This is a genomic window from Streptomyces cupreus (genome assembly GCF_014257025.1).
In the GTDB taxonomy this organism is placed as follows: Bacteria; Actinomycetota; Actinomycetes; order Streptomycetales; family Streptomycetaceae; genus Streptomyces; species Streptomyces cupreus.
On sequence record NZ_JACMSF010000066.1, the window covers coordinates 1 to 16,206 of the forward strand.

15 protein-coding genes and 1 pseudogene are annotated in these 16,206 nt (G+C 72.0%); 8 read left to right on the forward strand and 8 right to left on the reverse strand.

The window, feature by feature from the left end; genetic code table 11:
• A pseudogene (locus H4N64_RS37215) lies at positions 1 to 217 on the forward strand (ricin-type beta-trefoil lectin domain protein); the annotation flags it as partial.
• A 13-nt stretch (positions 218 to 230) separates the two neighbouring features.
• Here the strand turns inward: H4N64_RS37215 and hutI are convergent.
• Genes hutI through hutU form a run of 4 tightly spaced genes read right to left on the reverse strand, consistent with a single transcriptional unit; the run spans position 231 to position 5,633 of the window.
• Positions 231 to 1,403, reverse strand: coding sequence for an imidazolonepropionase (hutI, locus tag H4N64_RS37220; protein ID WP_186287022.1), 1,173 nt, complete (start codon positions 1,401 to 1,403; stop codon positions 231 to 233).
• 20 nt (positions 1,404 to 1,423) lie between these two features.
• On the reverse strand, positions 1,424 to 2,764 hold the full coding sequence (locus tag H4N64_RS37225; RefSeq protein WP_186287052.1) for a formimidoylglutamate deiminase: 1,341 nt from the start codon (positions 2,762 to 2,764) through the stop codon (positions 1,424 to 1,426).
• A complete protein-coding gene (locus H4N64_RS37230; protein WP_336246914.1) occupies positions 2,755 to 3,972 on the reverse strand; it encodes an allantoate amidohydrolase in 1,218 nt (405 codons plus the stop codon). Before H4N64_RS37230 ends, H4N64_RS37225 begins: the two co-directional genes overlap by 10 nt.
• Positions 3,969 to 5,633: a urocanate hydratase gene (hutU, locus tag H4N64_RS37235; RefSeq protein WP_186287023.1), complete on the reverse strand. Its 1,665-nt coding sequence runs from the start codon at positions 5,631 to 5,633 to the stop codon at positions 3,969 to 3,971. The genes H4N64_RS37230 and hutU overlap by 4 nt, the downstream gene beginning before the upstream one ends.
• Positions 5,634 to 5,794: 161 nt before the next feature.
• Between hutU and H4N64_RS37240 the strand changes: the two genes are divergently transcribed.
• On the forward strand, positions 5,795 to 7,174 hold the full coding sequence (locus H4N64_RS37240) for a type III PLP-dependent enzyme domain-containing protein (RefSeq protein WP_186287054.1): 1,380 nt from the start codon (positions 5,795 to 5,797) through the stop codon (positions 7,172 to 7,174).
• Between the two features lie 23 nt (positions 7,175 to 7,197).
• Here the strand turns inward: H4N64_RS37240 and H4N64_RS37245 are convergent, their stop codons facing one another.
• From H4N64_RS37245 to H4N64_RS37255, 3 genes are all read right to left on the reverse strand, one after another.
• The gene (locus H4N64_RS37245; protein WP_186287024.1) at positions 7,198 to 7,782 is read right to left on the reverse strand and encodes a hypothetical protein; all 585 of its coding nucleotides are present in this window, start codon (positions 7,780 to 7,782) and stop codon (positions 7,198 to 7,200) included.
• A gap of 103 nt (positions 7,783 to 7,885) precedes the next feature.
• Positions 7,886 to 8,746 carry a MurR/RpiR family transcriptional regulator gene (locus tag H4N64_RS37250; RefSeq protein WP_186287025.1) on the reverse strand — a complete coding sequence of 287 codons (861 nt, stop codon included), beginning with the start codon at positions 8,744 to 8,746 and terminating at the stop codon, positions 7,886 to 7,888.
• Entirely contained in the window at positions 8,743 to 10,251 is a 1,509-nt protein-coding gene (locus H4N64_RS37255) for an aromatic amino acid ammonia-lyase (protein WP_186287026.1), read from the reverse strand. The genes H4N64_RS37250 and H4N64_RS37255 overlap by 4 nt, the downstream gene beginning before the upstream one ends.
• Before the next feature lie 141 nt (positions 10,252 to 10,392).
• Here H4N64_RS37255 and H4N64_RS37260 point away from each other — a divergent pair, with 141 nt between their 5' ends.
• From H4N64_RS37260 to H4N64_RS37280, 5 genes are all read left to right on the forward strand, one after another.
• A complete protein-coding gene (locus H4N64_RS37260) occupies positions 10,393 to 11,424 on the forward strand; it encodes an ABC transporter ATP-binding protein (RefSeq protein WP_186287027.1) in 1,032 nt (343 codons plus the stop codon).
• Positions 11,421 to 12,062 carry an ABC transporter permease gene (locus tag H4N64_RS37265; RefSeq protein ID WP_186287028.1) on the forward strand — a complete coding sequence of 214 codons (642 nt, stop codon included), beginning with the start codon at positions 11,421 to 11,423 and terminating at the stop codon, positions 12,060 to 12,062. The genes H4N64_RS37260 and H4N64_RS37265 overlap by 4 nt, the downstream gene beginning before the upstream one ends.
• Before the next feature lies 1 nt (position 12,063).
• A complete protein-coding gene (locus H4N64_RS37270) occupies positions 12,064 to 12,726 on the forward strand; it encodes an ABC transporter permease (protein ID WP_186287029.1) in 663 nt (220 codons plus the stop codon).
• 11 nt (positions 12,727 to 12,737) lie between these two features.
• On the forward strand, positions 12,738 to 13,670 hold the full coding sequence (locus H4N64_RS37275) for an ABC transporter substrate-binding protein (protein ID WP_186287030.1): 933 nt from the start codon (positions 12,738 to 12,740) through the stop codon (positions 13,668 to 13,670).
• A 77-nt stretch (positions 13,671 to 13,747) separates the two neighbouring features.
• The gene (locus H4N64_RS37280) at positions 13,748 to 14,182 is read left to right on the forward strand and encodes a hypothetical protein (RefSeq protein WP_186287031.1); all 435 of its coding nucleotides are present in this window, start codon (positions 13,748 to 13,750) and stop codon (positions 14,180 to 14,182) included.
• Between the two features lies 1 nt (position 14,183).
• Here the strand turns inward: H4N64_RS37280 and H4N64_RS37285 are convergent, their stop codons facing one another.
• On the reverse strand, positions 14,184 to 14,945 hold the full coding sequence (locus H4N64_RS37285; RefSeq protein WP_186287032.1) for an SDR family oxidoreductase: 762 nt from the start codon (positions 14,943 to 14,945) through the stop codon (positions 14,184 to 14,186).
• A 144-nt stretch (positions 14,946 to 15,089) separates the two neighbouring features.
• On the opposite strand from H4N64_RS37285, the gene H4N64_RS37290 reads away from it, so the two are divergent.
• A complete protein-coding gene (locus H4N64_RS37290; protein ID WP_186287033.1) occupies positions 15,090 to 15,917 on the forward strand; it encodes a helix-turn-helix transcriptional regulator in 828 nt (275 codons plus the stop codon).
• The last annotated feature ends 289 nt before the right edge of the window (positions 15,918 to 16,206 follow it).

Sequence of the window (16,206 nt, forward strand, 5' to 3'; positions counted from 1 at the left end):
CCTGGACAGCCGGGGGTCCGTGGAGCGGGGCGTCGGTATCTGGACGTGCGACTCGGTCTACGGGAGCAATGGCCAGAACCTGCGGTTCGCGGTCGACGCGCGCGGTGTCATCCGCCCAGGCATCGCCCCCGGCCACGCGGTGACACCGGTCGGGGGCGGGGCGGTGGCGCTGGTCGAGGAGAGCGGGGGTTCGGGGCAGCGGTGGCGGGCGGGGTGACCGGGCCTGGTGATCAGAGCTCGCGTACGCCCTTGCGCCAGACGCCGGTGACCAGGGGTACGCCCGGCCGGTAGGCAAGGTGCACATGGCTCGGGGCGTCGAGGAGGGTGAGGTCGGCGCGGGCGCCCGGGGCGATACGGCCGACGTCCGTGCGGCGCAGGGCCGCGGCGCCGCCCGCCGTGGCCGACCAGACCGCCTCGTCCGGCGTCATCCCCATGTCCCGCACCGCGAGCGCGATGCAGAAGGGCACGGAGGACGTGAACGACGAGCCCGGGTTGCAGTCGGTGGACAGGGCGACCGTGACGCCCGCGTCGAGGAGGCGGCGGGCGTTCGGCCACTCGGCTCGGGTGGAGAACTCGGCGCCGGGGAGCAGGGTGGCGACGGTGTTCCCACTGGCCAGCGCGTCCACGTCCGTGTCGGTGAGGTGGGTGCAGTGGTCGGCGCTCGCGGCGTCGAGCTCCACCGCGAGCTGGACGCCGGGGCCGTAGGAGAGCTGGTTGGCGTGGACGCGGGGGTGCAGGCCCTTGGCCTTGCCCGCGGTGAGGATGGCGCGGGCCTGGTCGCCGTCGAAGGCACCCTTCTCGCAGAAGACGTCGATCCAACGGGCGTACGGCGCACAGGCGTCGAGCATCTCGCCGGTGACGAGGGCGACATAGCCCGCCGGGTCGTCGGCGTAGTCGGGGGAGACGATGTGGGCGCCGAGGTAGGTGACCTCGTCGGTGTGGGCGGCGGCGATGCGCAGGGAGCGGGACTCGTCGGCGGTGGTCAGGCCGTAGCCCGACTTGGTCTCGAAGGTGGTCGTGCCCTGGCGGAGGGCCTCGGCGAGGTAGCGGGTGAGGTTGGCTTCGAGTGCGGCGTCCGTCGCCGCCCGGGTCGCCGCGACCGTCGTACGAATGCCCCCGGCCCTGTAGGCCCGCCCCGACATCCGGGCGTTGAACTCCTGGGTCCGGTCGCCCGCGAAGACGAGGTGGGAGTGGGAGTCCACGAAGCCCGGAAGGACCGCCCGGCCCTCGGCGTCGAGCCGATTGTCAGTGGCGGGTGCTTTGCTTGATTCACCGGTCCACGCGACGCGGTCGCCGTCGATGACGACGGCCGCGTCCTGGATCAGTCCGAGGGGGGAGTTGTCACCGAGGGAGGGGTCGTTGGTGACCAGCGTGGCGATGTTGGTGATGACAGTGCTGCTCATGGCGTCCTCGTGGGTGGTCGTCAGGCGCGGAGGGCTTCGACGGCCCTCGACAGGGCTTGCGGCACATCGGGTACGAGCGTGTGCGCCCCGTCGCGTACGACATGCCGGCCCGCGACGACCGTGTGCCGTACGTCCGCCGCGGTCGCCGCGAATACGGCCGTCTCGGCGCCGAGCCGCGGCAGCGGCCCTGCCGTCCTGACCGAGTCGAGCGCGATCGTCGTGAAGTCGGCGCGTGCGCCCGTCTCCAGGGTGCCCACGCCGTCCCAGCCGAGGGCCGCGTGGCCGTCGGCCGAGGCCGCCCGCAGAAGGGCCGCCGCCGTCCAGTGACCTCGCGTCCGGGTGCGCAGGCGCTCGTTCAGCTCCATGGCGCGCGCCTCTTCCAGCAGGTCGATCACGGCGTGGCTGTCGGAGCCGAGACTGAGCGGGGAGCCTTCGTTCTGCAGGGCGACGGCCGGCCCGATGCCGTCGGCGAGGTCCCGCTCGGTCGTCGGACACATACAGGTGCCGGTGCCGCTGCCGCCGATCAGGGAGATGTCCTCGGGGGTGAGGTGGGTGTTGTGGACGCCGGTGGTGCGCGGTCCGAGGACGCCGTGGAGGGCGAGGAGCTGTGTCGGGGTGCAGCCGTGGACTTCCAGGCACGCCTCGTTCTCGGCGGTCTGCTCGGACAGGTGCACATGCAGCGGGGCCCGCCGCTCCTCGGCCCAGCGGGCCACGATCGCCAACTGGTCGGCGGGCACGGCCCGTACGGAGTGGATGGCGGCACCGATCCGCGCGTGATCCCGTTCCTTGAGAACTGAACAGCGTTCGGCCCAGGCGTCCGCGCTGCCGTCGGAGAAGCGGAGCTGATGGGTGGTGGGCGGCTGCCCGAAGCCGGAGGAGAGGTAGGCGGTGTCGAGGAGGGTGATACGGACACCGGCGTCGGCGGCGGCCGCGATGAGGGCCTCGCCCATGGCGTTGGGGTCGGCGTAGGGGGTGCCGCCGGGGGCGTGGTGCAGGTAGTGGAACTCGCCGACGGCGGTGATGCCGGCGAGCGCCATCTCGGCGTACACGGCCCGGGCGAGGGCGTGATAGCTGTCCGGGGTGAGCCGGTCGGCCGTCGCGTACATGACCTCGCGCCAGGTCCAGAAGGTCCCGGAACCGACCTGGACGGTGCCGCGCAGGGCGCGGTGGAAGGCGTGCGAGTGGGCGTTCGCCAGCCCTGGGAGGGTGAGTCCGCGGAGGATCTCGGCGCCGGGGGGCGGGGTTTCGGTGCCGGTGCGGACGGCGGTGATGCGGCCGTCCACAACGTCGAGGGCGACGCCCGGCTCGACGCGGGTGCCGAGCCAGGCGTGCTCCAGCCAGTACGTCCGTGTCACGTGCAGGCCAGTCCTTCCAGTACGTCGGCGAGTGCGAGCCCTCCGGCCAGACAGTCGTCCTCGGCCGCGAACTCGGCCGGGGAGTGCGAGACGCCGGTGGGGTTGCGCACGAACAGCATGGCGGTCGGGATGTGCCCGGAGAGGATTCCGGCGTCGTGTCCGGCGCCGGTGCCGAGGACGGGCACCTTGAGATCGGTGTCCTTGCCCAGGATGCGGGTGAGTTCGTCGCGCAGGGCGTGGTCGAACTCGACGACGGGCGTGAAGGACTCACGGACCACGTCGAGGGCGATGTCGTGGGCGTCGGCGTACTCGCGCGCGGCCTTCTCGATGCCGCCGACGACGGCGTCGAGGGTGGCCTGGTCCTCGGCACGGGAGTCGAGCCAGCCGCGCACGAGGGACGGGATGGCGTTGACGCCGTTCGGCTCGACGGAGATCTTGCCGAAGGTGGCGACGGCACCGGCGAGTTCGGCCTCCCGGCGGGCGGCGAGCACGGTCTCGGCGTACGACAGCATGGGGTCGCGCCGGTCCACGAGCCGGGTGGTGCCGGCGTGGTTGGCCTCGCCCCGGAAGTCGAACCGCCACCGCCCGTGCGGCCAGATGGCACTGGCGACGCCGACCCGGTCCCCGGACAGGTCCAGCGCCCGCCCCTGCTCGACATGCAGCTCGACGAAGGCCCCGATGCGAGCGAGCCGCTCCGGGTCCGGCCCGATGGCGTCGGGGTCGTATCCGGCGGCCTCCATGGCGCGGGGAAGGGTGACGCCGTCCCCGTCCGTGAGCAGGTGCGCCTGTTCGATGCCGAGCTGCCCGGAGGCGAGCCTCGACCCGACACAGGCCAGCCCGAACCGGGCGCCCTCCTCATCCCCGAAGTTCACGATGGCGAGGGGCTTGGTGAAGTGCGCGTCGCGGCGGCGGAGTTCATCGAGCGCGGCGAAGGAGGACACGACACCGAGGGGCCCGTCAAAGGCCCCACCGTCGGGCACGGAGTCCAGATGCGACCCGGTGACGACGGCATCCCCGGCAGCGGTATCCCCGAGCCAGGCCCACTGATTCCCGTTCCGGTCGACCTCGTAGACCAGTCCCCGGGCCTCCGCCTGCTCCTTGAACCACTCCCGGCACTCGGAATCGGCACCGGTCCAGGCGTAGCGGCGGTAGCCGCCGGAGGCGGAGCTGCGGCCGATCGGCAGCAGCTCCGCCCACATGCTGTGGAAGGTCACGCGTCGTCACCTTCGCGCATCGGGACTCGGACACCGCGCTCGTCGGCGACCGACTCCGCGATGTCGTACCCCGCGTCCACATGCCGGATGACGCCCATGCCCGGGTCGTTCGTCAGGACCCGTCGGACCTTCTCGCCGCCGAGCTTCGTGCCGTCCGCCACCGTCACCTGTCCGGCGTGGATGGACCGCCCCATGCCGACGCCGCCGCCGTGGTGGATGGAGACCCAGGAAGCGCCCGAAGCCACATTCACCATCGCGTTGAGCAGCGGCCAGTCGGCGATCGCGTCGGAGCCGTCCAGCATGGCCTCGGTCTCCCGGTACGGAGACGCGACCGACCCGGCGTCGAGGTGATCCCGCCCGATCGCCAGCGGCGCGACCAGCTCACCGCTCGCGACCATGTCGTTGAACCACTCACCGGCCTTGTCCCGCTCGCCGTAGCCGAGCCAGCAGATCCGCGCGGGCAGGCCCTGGAAGTGGACCCGTTCGCCGGCCATCTTGATCCACCGGGCGAGGGACTCGTTCTCGGGGAAGAGGTCCAGGATCGCCTTGTCGGTCTTGGCGATGTCGGCCGGGTCACCGGAGAGCGCGGCCCAGCGGAAGGGGCCCTTGCCCTCGCAGAACAGCGGGCGGATGTAGGCGGGGACGAAGCCGGGGAAGGCGAACGCCCGGTCGTACCCGGCGAGCTGGGCCTCGCCGCGGATGGAGTTGCCGTAGTCGAAGACCTCCGCGCCGGCGTCCATGAAGCCGACCATCGCCTCGACGTGCCGTGCCATGGACTCCCGCGCGCGGGTGGTGAAGCCGGCCGGGTCCTTCGCGGCGTAGGAGGCCATGTCGTCGAAGTCGACGCCGACGGGCAGGTAGGCAAGGGGGTCGTGCGCCGAGGTCTGGTCGGTGACGATGTCGATGGGGGCGCCCTCGGCGAGCATGCGCGGCAGCAGCTCCGCCGCGTTGCCGAGCAGGCCGATGGAGAGCGGGCGGCGGGCGTCACGGGCCTCGACGGCGAGCTGGAGGGCGTGCTCCAGGGAGTCGGCGCGGACGTCGAGGTAGCGGTGCTCGATACGGCGCTCGATGGCGCGCGGGTCGCAGTCGATGCAGATGGCGACACCGTCGTTCATGGTGACGGCGAGCGGCTGGGCGCCGCCCATGCCGCCGAGCCCTGCGGTGAGGGTGATCGTGCCCGCCAGCGACCCGCCGAACTTCTTCGCGGCGACGGCGGCGAAGGTCTCGTAGGTGCCCTGAAGGATGCCCTGGGTGCCGATGTAGATCCAGGAGCCGGCGGTCATCTGGCCGTACATGGTCAGGCCGAGCTGCTCCAGGCGGCGGAACTCCTCCCAGTTGGCCCAGTCGCCGACCAGGTTGGAGTTGGCGATGAGGACGCGCGGGGCCCACTCGTGGGTCTGCATCACACCGACCGGGCGGCCGGACTGGACGAGCATGGTCTCGTCCTGCTTCAGGGTCTTCAGCGTGCGCACCATCGCGTCGAAGGAGCGCCAGTCGCGGGCGGCCTTGCCGGTGCCGCCGTAGACGACGAGCTTGTCGGGGTGCTCGGCGACCTCGGGGTCGAGGTTGTTCTGGAGCATCCGCAGGGCGGCTTCCTGCTGCCATCCCAGGGCGCTCAGTTCCGTACCGCGTGGCGCTCGTACGGGGCGGGGTCCTGACATGGTCTGCCTCCTAGCGGATGGTGCTGCCGGATTGTTGCTGTCGATATTCACATCCTGACTCCCTGAATAGAACTAGTCAATACGTTCGTGCGCCAGCGCGGCCGCGTCACGGATGTTTGTCTGGATACGTGGTCACGGGGAACGACACGACGGGGGATGCGGTGGACGGCGTCAAGGACGGGCGGACGGGCGACGACGAGCGGGCGGCGCGCCGGGACGAAGCGGTGCGGGCGACCGTGGAGCAGGGGCTGCTGGGGCCGGACTCCCCCATCGTGGGGCTGCTCGACGTCACCGGCATCCGGGAGTCGGCGGCGGAGCTGCGGGCGGCGTTCGACGCGGTCACCGCGCCCGGCACCCCGGTGCTGCACGCCTTCGCGGTCAAGGCGACCCCGTTGGTGCCGGTGCTGCGGCTGCTGCACGAGACGGGGATCGGCGCCGAGGTGGCGAGCCCGGGCGAGCTGGCGCTGGCGCGGGCGGCGGGACTGCCGCCGGACCGGACGGTCCTGGACTCGCCCGCGAAGACGCCGACCGAGCTCAGGCAGGCGCTGGCGCTCGGGATCGCCGTCAACGCCGACAACCCGCAGGAGCTGGACCGGCTCGATGCCCTGATGAGGTCGGCGCCGAGCCGCTCCCCGCTCGGCATCCGGGTCAATCCGCAGGTGGGCGCGGGCGCCATCGAGGCGCTGTCGACGGCGACGACGACCTCCAAGTTCGGGGTGGCGCTGCGCGACGAGGGGGCGCGGGAGTGGGCGGTGCGGGCGTATCTGGAACGGCCGTGGCTGACGCGACTGCACGCGCACACCGGGTCCCAGGGCGTGCCGCTGTCGCTGATGGCGCGGGGCGTGGCGGAGACGTACGAGCTGGCCGAGGAGATCAACCACCGGATCGGGCGGCGGCAGATCGACACGATCGACATCGGCGGCGGTCTGCCGGTGAACTTCACCTCGGACGCCACGACCCCGACGTACGCGCAGTACGCGCGACTGCTGAGCGAGGCGGTGCCGGGGCTGTTCGACGGGCGGTACGGGCTGGTCACCGAGTTCGGGCGGTCGCTGCTGGCCAAGCACGGGACGGTACTGGCGCGGGTGGAGTACACCAAGAGCGCGGGCGGGCGGCCGGTCGCGGTGACGCACGCGGGCGTGCAGGTGGCGACGCGTACGGTGTACGCGCCGGGGGCCTGGCCGCTGCGCATCGCCGCGTACAACGCGAAGGGGCGGCCGAAGACGGGGGCCGAGGTGGTCCAGGACGTGGCCGGTCCTGCCTGCTTCGCGGGGGATCTGCTGGCCGAGGCGCGGGCGTTGCCGCCGCTGGAGCAGGGGGATCTGGTGGCGGCGCTGGACACGGGCGCGTACTACTTCGCACACCACTACGCGTACAACTCCCTGGCCCGGCCCGGTGTTTACGGCTTCGCGCCGGACGGGTCCGGGGGTGTCGCCTTCGCGACGGTGCGGGAGCCGCAGAGCCTCGACGCGATCGTGGCCGAATCCGGAGGGGCGCACGCGTCTGCCCTCACCACCCTCCCGGTACCGGGCCACCGTTGAGGCAGCTGCGGCAGTGGCCGTGACTACGCCATCGCGTCGGCGCGGCGGCGCGCCCCGCCCGGGGCCGCGTCGCCCGCCGCGATGCCGGTGCCGCGGTAGGCCTTGACGGCCTTTCCGGCCGGACGTCCGCCGCGCGCCGTGAGCCAGTCCACGCGCACCCACAGCAGCGCGTCCTCGGCCCTTTCCCGGCGGCCGATCCAGGCGGACTTCAGCCACAGGCCGACGCCCGCTCCGGCGAGCAGCATGCCGCCCGCCGTCGGCACCGCGAACGCGCTGCCGAGGGCGGCCGCGAAGGCAAGCACCAGCCACCAGCGATGGCCCCGGCGCCAGTTCCGTACGGTCACCGCGCGGTCCTGGAGCACATCGTGCTTGCCCGCGCGGGCGGCCCCGCGCATCAGGGCGCCGTACCGCCTGCGCCGTCGGTACGCCACGACCGCCGCCGTGACGATGAACAGCACCGCGCCCGCCATCACCCCGATCCGGCGTCCGGTCACGCCCGGCACCAGTACGCCGATCCCGGCCGCGAACACCCCGAGCCACCACATCGGTGCCGCTCCGGCCCGTACGACGACGGCCACCCGAGCGAGCCCCTGACCTCCGCGTGCCACGTTCCGCCTCCTCGTCGCGTCGACAGTCGCGTCGAAAGTCGCCTCGAATTCCGAGTGGCCGGGAGAGTAGCGAACCTGTGTGAGACCAGTCTGAGAAACCCGCCTACTCCACGAACAGCCCGCGTGCCGCCGCCCGCGCGTCGAACTCCTCGAGCCGCGCCTGCGCGTCCGGCAGGTCGTCGCACATGGCCTCCAGCAGGACCCGGCCGAGCAGCATCGGGGCGCACGCGGTGTCGAAGGCGAGCCCGGTGCCGACGGCGGCGGGCAGCAGCAGGTCGGAGACCTTGGCGACCGGCGCGAAGGCGGAGTCGGCGACCGTGACCACGGTCAGACCGGCCTCCTTGGCGTAGCCGAGGGTGTCCAGGACCTCGCGCGGATGCCGGGGCAGCGCGAAGCAGAGCAGCGCCGAGGCGCCCGCCCGGACGCAGGCGTCGATCCGGTCGTGGACCATCGTGCCGCCCTCGTGCAGCAGCCGGACGTCCGGGTGGACCTTGGCGGCGAAGTAGGCGAAGCCGTACGCCTGGGAGGCCGCCGCGCGCAGTCCCAGCACCGGCAGCGGACGGGAGGCGGCCAGCAGCCGGCCCGCCTTCTGCACCGGGCGCGGGTCGGCGAGCAGTTCCGCGAGATGGCGCAGGTTCTCGATCTCGGCCTCGACGGCCTGCTGGTACTCGTTGAACGCGCCCGGGGCGGTCGCCGGTTCGGCGGGCGCAACCTCGCGCAGATGCTTGCGCAGGGCCGGGTAGCCGTCGAAGCCGAGGGCGACGGCGAAGCGGGTCACGGACGGCTGGCTGACCCCGGCCAGTTCGGCCAGCTCCACGCTGGAGAGGAAGGGCACGTCGGCGGCCCGGCGCACCATGCTGTGCGCGATGCGCCGCTGGGTCGGGGTCAGCCGGTGCCCCTCGAAGAGCGCCTGCAGCCGTGCCGCAGGGGTGTCCGCGGCCCTGGTGTTGCTCTCCGCGCTCATGCGCCGTTCCCCCTCCAGATCTCCGTGAACCGGTCGAGCAGCCGGGCCGCCGCCGTCACGTCGTCCGTGAGCGGCCGGTCGGCCTGGTCCTCGTCGAGCACCGCTTCGGCGAGCTCCAGCGCGCGGCCCGCCGGAAGTCCCGGCTCGGGCCTGAGGTCCCGCTGGCGCAGCGCCCGTACGGCGGCGACGAGTTCGCAGCCGACGACGAGACGGTACGCGCCGCACGCGCGCAGTGTCTGCCGGGCGGCGAGCGAGGCGAAACTGGCCTGTTCCTCGACGCCCCGGGAGAGTACAGCGTGGCCGAGGGAGGCGGGCGCCGAGAAGGCGCGCAGATCACCGAGGGCGGCCGCGGCGGAGTACTCCAGGATCATCACGCCGGACGAGGCGGGCTCGTGGTCGGCGAGGAAGGGCCTGAGGCGGGTGTAGGCGGGCTCGTTGAGGGTGGACAGGCGGGAGGTGGACAGCCTGGCCACCTGGGTGACGGCCAGCCTGAAGTGGTCCAGGGCGAGGGCGAGCCCGGCCTGGTAGAAGCCACCGTGGTGGTAGGCGGCCAGGTCCTCGACGGCGATGAGGGGGTTCTCGGCGGCGGCGTTGATCTCCACCGCGAGCACCGCCTCCAGGGCGTCCGCCGCGTCGTGAGCGGGGCCGTGGATCTGGGGCAGACAGCGGAAGCCGTACGGGTCCTGGATCCGGCCGAGCGGGGGCGTGGGCCGGTCCGCGGCGCCGATCAACTCGCGCATGCGGCGGGCGACTTCGGTGGAGCCGCGGTGCGGTCGGGCCTCGTGGACGGGGGCGGCGTAGGGCTCGTGGGAGCCGTCGACGGCGAGCAGCGAGAGCGCGGCGACGACCTGGGTGGCGGCGATGAGTCCGCGCAGTTCGTGCAGGGCGAGCGCGGCCTGACCGAGGGTGAGGGCGTTGCTGCTTATCAGGGCAAGGGCGTCGTTGTTGTCCAGCGGCTGCGGCTCGGGGGCGCCGGCTCCGCGCCAGGGGTGTTCCCCGGCGAGCGCGAGACCGACCTGGGCGAGCGCCGCCAAGTCGCCCGTTCCCACCGAGCCGAACTCGTTCACCACCGGATGCGCCCCGCTCTCCAGCGCCTCGCACAGGGCGGTGACGACGGTGGGCCTGAGCCCTGCCCCGCCTGCGAGGAGCTGGTTGGCGCGGACGGCGAGCATGGCGCGGACCTGCCGGGCGGGGAGCTCCTCACCGATGCCGCCGGCGTGGCTGCGCAGCAGACGCAGGCCGTGTCCGGCGGCGGCCTCGGTGGGCACATCCTCGTTCCGGTTGGCGCCGACGCCGGTCGAGCGGCCGTAGACGCGCCCCGTCGCGGCGATCTGTCGGGCGGCGTCCCAGGAGCGGGTGGCCCGCTTCATCGCCTCGTCCTCCGGCACCGGCCGCGCGGCCCCGTCAGCGAGGCGTACGACGTCCGCGACAGAGACTTCACGGCCGTCGAGGAGCACCGACCCGGTGTCCATGACCGACGGCCCGTCCACGATCCGAGACGACATCAAGCCCAAACTCCCCTCAATCCGGACACCTGATCTTGTCCACCGGTCATCCGTTACTTCGGATTTACACCAACCCGTTGACAACCTATTCAGCTACAGAGAACTCTGCATGACGTTATACAGCCGGGCAAGGGACAACTCATGATCCAGTTCGACGCGGTCCACAAGCGCTTCCCCAACGGCACGACAGCAGTTCACGATCTCACCCTCGACCTGCCGGAAGGCGGCGTCACCGTCCTCGTCGGATCCTCCGGTTGCGGCAAGACGACCACCCTGCGGATGGTCAACCGGATGGTCGAGCCGACCTCCGGCACCGTCCGGGTCGGCGGCAAGGACGTCACCGAGCAGGACGCCGCGGAGCTGCGGCGCTCCATCGGTTACGTCATCCAGCAGGCCGGCCTCTTCCCGCACCGCACGGTGCTGGACAACATCGCCACCGTGCCGCTGCTGCTCGGCCACGGCCGCCGCAGGGCACGGTCCCGGGCGGCCGAGCTCCTGGAGACCGTCGGCCTGTCCGCCGAGGCCGGAAAGCGCTACCCGCACCAGCTCTCCGGCGGCCAGCAGCAGCGCGTGGGCGTCGCCCGCGCCCTCGCCGCCGACCCGCCGGTGCTGCTCATGGACGAGCCGTTCGGCGCGGTCGACCCGGTCGTGCGCACCCAGCTTCAGGACGAACTGCTGCGGCTCCAGAAGGAGTTGAGCAAGACCATCGTCTTCGTCACGCACGACATCGACGAGGCCGTACGGCTCGGCGACCGCATCGCCGTCTTCCGCGCCGGCGGCCATCTGGTGCAGTGCGCCACTCCGACGGAACTGCTCGCCCGCCCGGCCGACGACTTCGTGGCCGACTTCCTCGGCGCCGAGCGCGGACTGAAGCTGCTCTCGCTGAAGACCCTCGCCGAGGTCCCCCAGGGCCCCGCACCCCAGGGCGACTGGACCCTCGTACTGGACGCGGCACGCAAGCCCCTCCACTGGGCGTCGAAGGACGCCGAACTCCCCGTACGACCGCTGAAGGACACCGACTCCCTGCTGTCGGCGCTCAACGAGTCGCTCGCCTCCCCCGCCGGACTGATCGCCCGCGTCGACGCCGACGGTGTTCTCACCGGCGTCTCCTCGCGCGAGGACATCCACGAGCACGCCGGCCGGGCCCACACCGAAGCGCGGGTGGCCGCATGACCATCGACTGGTCGTGGATATCCGGCCACACCGACGACCTCACCACGCTCACGATCTCCCACCTCCAGGCCGCCCTGAGCGCGGTCGCGCTGGGCCTGCTGATCTCGCTCCCGCTGGCGGTCGTGGCGCACCGGGTCCGCCCCCTGCGCGGCTTCCTGCTCGGCCTGTCGAACGTGCTCTTCACGATCCCCTCGATCGCGGTCTTCGTGCTTCTGCTCCCGGTCAGCGGGCTGACCCGGACCACCACCGTCATCGGTCTGACGATCTACACCCTGGTCGTCCTGCTCCGGAACACGGTCGAGGGCCTGGACTCGGTGCCCGCGAAGACCAAGGAGGCGGCGAAGGCGATGGGGACCCGCCCGCTGCGCACGCTGCTCACCGTCGAGTTCCCGCTGGCGCTCCCCGTGATCATGGCGGGCGTCCGGATCGCGACGGTGATGTCGATCTCGCTCGTCTCGGTCGCGACCTACATCGGCGACGGTGGCCTCGGCCAGCTCTTCACCGACGGCTTCCAGCGCAACTTCCCGACCCCGGTGATCGCCGGAGTGGTCCTCACCCTGCTTCTGGCCGTGGTCGCGGACGCGGCCCTGGTCGCCCTCCAGTACGTGCTGACCCCCTGGCGCAGGAGGCGAGCCTGACATGTACGAACTCCTCAAGAACCTCGGCGACTGGCTGAGCAGCGGCGAGCAGTGGACCGGCCCCGACGGCATCGCCCACCGCCTCACCGAGCACCTCCAGTACTCGCTCCTCGCCACCCTCATCGCGGCCGCGATCGGCCTCCCGCTCGGTCTGCTGATCGGGCACACCGGCAAAGGCGCGTTCCTCGCGATCAACCTGGCGTCCTTCGGCCGCGCCCTGCCCACCGTCGGCCTGGTCGTGCTGGTCTTCCTGGCCAGCGGCCTGTCCATGACGCCGGTGTATGTCGCCCTGGTCGCCCTCGCGGTCCCGGCGATCGTCACCAACACCTACGCGGGCATGACGGCCGTCGACCCGGAGGTGAAGGACGCGGCGAAGGGCCAGGGCATGCGCGGCCACCAGGTCCTCTTCCAGGTGGAACTGCCGCTGGCCCTCCCCCTGATCATGACGGGCCTGCGCCTCGCGCTCATCCAGGTCGTCGCCACGGCCACGATCGCCGCGTACGTCTCCTTCGGCGGCCTGGGCCGCTATGTCTTCGACGGCCTGGCCCAGCGCGACCTGGTGCAGGTGCTGGGCGGCGCGGTGCTGGTGGCCGTGATCGCCGTAGCCCTGGACCTGTCCCTCTCCGCACTCCAGCGCTTCCTCTTCCGCCACCGCACTGCCTAGGGACCATTCCGATGAACCGACGCACTCTCCTCGGCGGCCTCCTCGCGGCCGCCTCCGTCCCCGCCCTGTCCGCCTGCGCGAGCGGCATCACCTCCCTCGACAACGAGGGCACCACCTCCGGTGGCGGCGGCTCCAGCAAGGACGGCATCACCATCGGCACCGCCAACTTCACCGAGAACCAGGTGCTGGGGTACCTGTACGCGGCCGTACTGGAGGCGGCCGGCGTGAAGGTGAACGTCCGCCCCAACCTCGGCACCAGGGAGATCCTCATCCCCGCCATCAGGGGCGGCGACATCGATCTGCTCCCCGAGTACCAGGGCGCCCTTCTGCACTACGTCGCCCCGAAGGCGACGGCGACCGAGGAGGGCGAGATGCAGAACGCCCTCGCCATGGCCCTGCCCGCCGGACTCCAGGTGCTGCCGTACGGCATGGCCGAGGACTCCGACGCCTTCGTGGTCACGCAGGAGACCGCGAGGAAGTACGGCCTCACCTCACTGGCCGACCTGCAGAAGCAGAACGGCAAGCTGGTCATCGGCGCGGCCCCCGAGGTCAAGAAGCGCGAGGTCGGCGCGGTGGGCCTGAAGGAGGTCTACGGCGTCGAGTTCAAGGAGTTCAAGTCGCTCGACTCCTCGGGCCCGCTGGTCAAGGGCGCCCTGAAGAAGGGCGACGTGGACGTGGCGAACCTCTTCACCACGGACACGGACATCGTCGCGAACGACTGGGTGGTGCTGTCGGACCCGAAGAACCTGATCCCCGGCCAGCACATCGTCCCCCTGATCGCCGACCGCAAGGCCGACTCCACGGTCCGCAAGGCCCTCGCCGAACTCGGCAACGTCCTCACCACGGCCCAGCTCACCGAGCTCAACCGCCAGGTGGACAAGGACAAGAAGGACCCCGAGGACGTGGCGAACGCGTACGCGAAGCAGCACGGTCTGGCGAAGTAGCAGGCGCGCCACCCCCAGCTCCGACAGGGGGGATATCCCCAGTGCGACGACCGGCCGCGCTCCCTACCGTGGAGCACATGACCGGAAATGGCGCTCAGGACACCGAGCTGAAGAAGGAACTCAACGCCACCCTGCACGCGCGCAGGGACCTGGGCGACGAGTACGAGTCCGCGCTGGTCGACTCGTTCCTGGAGAAGGTCGACCAGCGTATCGACGGGGCGGTCGAGCGCCGGGTGCGCCGGCAGCTCGCCGAGCAGCAGATGGTGGTGGCCCGGGGGGCCCGGTCACCGAAGCCGACGGACTCGTGGGGCGAGCGCTTCGGCTTCGGCATCGTCTCGCTGGTGCTGGCGATCCCGCTGTCCGGCATCGGCGGCGGGGTGGCCCACCTGCCCGGCCTGCTGGTCGCCTGGGCGGGCATCGTCGGCGTGAACGTGGTCCAGGCGGCCCGCACCCACCCGGACCTGTTCCGGCGCCGGCGCAAGTCCCAGAAGGACAGCGACTGGGAGGACTGAGTCAGGCCTGCCGGGTGGGCAGCACCATCACCTGGCGCAGATTCACATGGCGCGGCCGGCTCACGGTGTACGCCACCAGGTCCGCGACCTCCTCGGAGGTCAAGGTGCCCACCGCCGACACCATGGCGTCCAGCTCACCGGCCCTCTCCGGGTCGGTGACATGGTCGCGCAGCTCGCTCTCGGTGAACCCCGGCTCCACATTGGTGATCCGTACGTCCTTCGGCCCGAGCTCGGTGCGCAGGGACTGCGAGAGATGGGTCAGCGCGGCCTTGGTGGCGCCGTACACCGCGTAGTTCGGGAAGGTCAGATGCGCGGCGATGGAGGAGATGTTCACCAGGTCCGTCGTACGGCCGTCGGCGGCCGCGGACACCAGGTCCGCCGTGAAAGCGCGGGTCACGCTCAGCACGCCGCTCACATTGGTGTCGATCATCCGCTGCCAGGCCGCGGTGTCCCCGGCCTCGATCGGGCTCGGGAACATGACCCCGGCGGAGTTGACCACCAAGTCGGCGGGCCCGTACACCTCATGGACGCGACCCGCGGCCGCCGCCACGGACGCCTCGTCGGTGACGTCCGCGACCACGGCCAGCGCCTCACCTCCGTCGGCCCGGATCTTCCCGGCGAGCGCGTCGAGCCGCTCCCCGCGCCGGGCCAGCAGCGCCACCCGCGCCCCGTGCCGGGCCAGCAGTACGGCGACGGCCTCGCCGATCCCACTGGCGGCCCCGGTGACGACGGCGGTACGGCCGGCCAGATTCTCGTAGGACATCGAGTGCTCCCTCGGTCGCGGCCGGGGCGTCTCCCCGGCGCACCGACCACCCTGCGCGCCGGTCGCGGCCGTACCCAGGGATGAGCTTTTCCTGGGTCTGACAGAACCAGGTTCACGACCGCGCGGGCACCTACGATCGAGGGCATGGACGGGGAACTCGGAGACTTCCTGCGCACGCGCCGCGCCCGCATCCAGCCTCAGGACGTGGGGCTGCCCGCCTACGGGCGCCGCCGCGTCCCCGGTCTTCGCCGCGAGGAGGTGGCGCAGTTGGCCGGGGTGAGCGTCGACTACTACGTCCGGCTCGAACAGGGGCGGGGGCCGAGCGTCTCGGACGCCGTCCTGGACGCCATCGCGCGGGTGCTGCGGCTGGACGCGGCGGAGCACGACTACCTGCACACGATCGCCCGGCCCCGCAGGCGAGGCGGAACCGCCCCTGTGTCGCCCCGGGTGAGCCGGAGCGTCCAGCTGCTGCTGGACGGCATGGACCGCAACCCCGCGTACGTCCTGGACCACCGGATGGACGTGCTCGCCTGGAACTCCCTCGCCGACGCGGTGCTCGGCTTCAGCGAGTCGGATCCTGCCGGGCTCAGCCTCCCGCGCCGGGCGTTCCTCGACCCAGCTGCCCACGCCCTGTACCCGGACTGGCCCGCGATCGCCGCCCAGACGGTCGCCCACCTCCGGCTCAGCGCGGGCCATCACCCCGACGACCGTGAGCTGGCCGCCCTCGTCGGCGAACTCTCCGCCCGCAGCGAGGACTTCCGCCGGCTCTGGGCCGACCACGTGGTCAAGCCCTGTGTGTGCGGGGTCAAACACGTCCAGCACCCGGTCGCGGGTCTGCTGGTCCTCCCGTACGAGACCTTCACGGTCCCGGCGGCGCCGGACCAGACGGTGGTGTTCTACGCCCCGGAGCCGGACTCGGAGACGGCGGAGAGGCTGGCGCTGCTGGGGAGTTGGGCCAGTACAGCCCGCTGATCCAAAAGATATGCGCGGGGACCGCCGCACCCCCGTTGCCGGGGGGCGGGACGACGGCGGTCCCCGCGAGGGACGTTGACCGGGTCAGGGCCGGGTCTCACGTCCGGCGTCCATGGAGGTCCGGGAGCCGCTCCGGAGGTCCTTGGACGTTCGGCGCCGGCTGGGGCGGGGAGCCGCTCCCGCCCTGCCGACACCCACTAATGTGCCGGACCCGTGTTAAGCGGGTGCTGCGCGGACGTGACGCGCTCGTACCACTTCCGCGAAGCCATGAAGGCTGCCGATCACCGCA

Excerpts from the sequence above, each read along its gene's own strand:
- hutI (WP_186287022.1), bottom strand. The coding sequence starts at position 1,403 with ATGAGCAGCACTGTCATCACCAACATCGCCACGCTGGTCACCAACGAC.
- hutU (WP_186287023.1), bottom strand. The coding sequence starts at position 5,633 with ATGTCAGGACCCCGCCCCGTACGAGCGCCACGCGGTACGGAACTGAGC.
- H4N64_RS37250 (WP_186287025.1), bottom strand. The coding sequence starts at position 8,746 with ATGAGCGCGGAGAGCAACACCAGGGCCGCGGACACCCCTGCGGCACGG.
- H4N64_RS37255 (WP_186287026.1), bottom strand. The coding sequence starts at position 10,251 with ATGTCGTCTCGGATCGTGGACGGGCCGTCGGTCATGGACACCGGGTCG.
- H4N64_RS37260 (WP_186287027.1), top strand. The coding sequence starts at position 10,393 with ATGATCCAGTTCGACGCGGTCCACAAGCGCTTCCCCAACGGCACGACA.
- H4N64_RS37265 (WP_186287028.1), top strand. The coding sequence starts at position 11,421 with ATGACCATCGACTGGTCGTGGATATCCGGCCACACCGACGACCTCACC.
- H4N64_RS37270 (WP_186287029.1), top strand. The coding sequence starts at position 12,064 with ATGTACGAACTCCTCAAGAACCTCGGCGACTGGCTGAGCAGCGGCGAG.
- H4N64_RS37275 (WP_186287030.1), top strand. The coding sequence starts at position 12,738 with ATGAACCGACGCACTCTCCTCGGCGGCCTCCTCGCGGCCGCCTCCGTC.
- H4N64_RS37280 (WP_186287031.1), top strand. The coding sequence starts at position 13,748 with ATGACCGGAAATGGCGCTCAGGACACCGAGCTGAAGAAGGAACTCAAC.
- H4N64_RS37285 (WP_186287032.1), bottom strand. The coding sequence starts at position 14,945 with ATGTCCTACGAGAATCTGGCCGGCCGTACCGCCGTCGTCACCGGGGCC.
- H4N64_RS37290 (WP_186287033.1), top strand. The coding sequence starts at position 15,090 with ATGGACGGGGAACTCGGAGACTTCCTGCGCACGCGCCGCGCCCGCATC.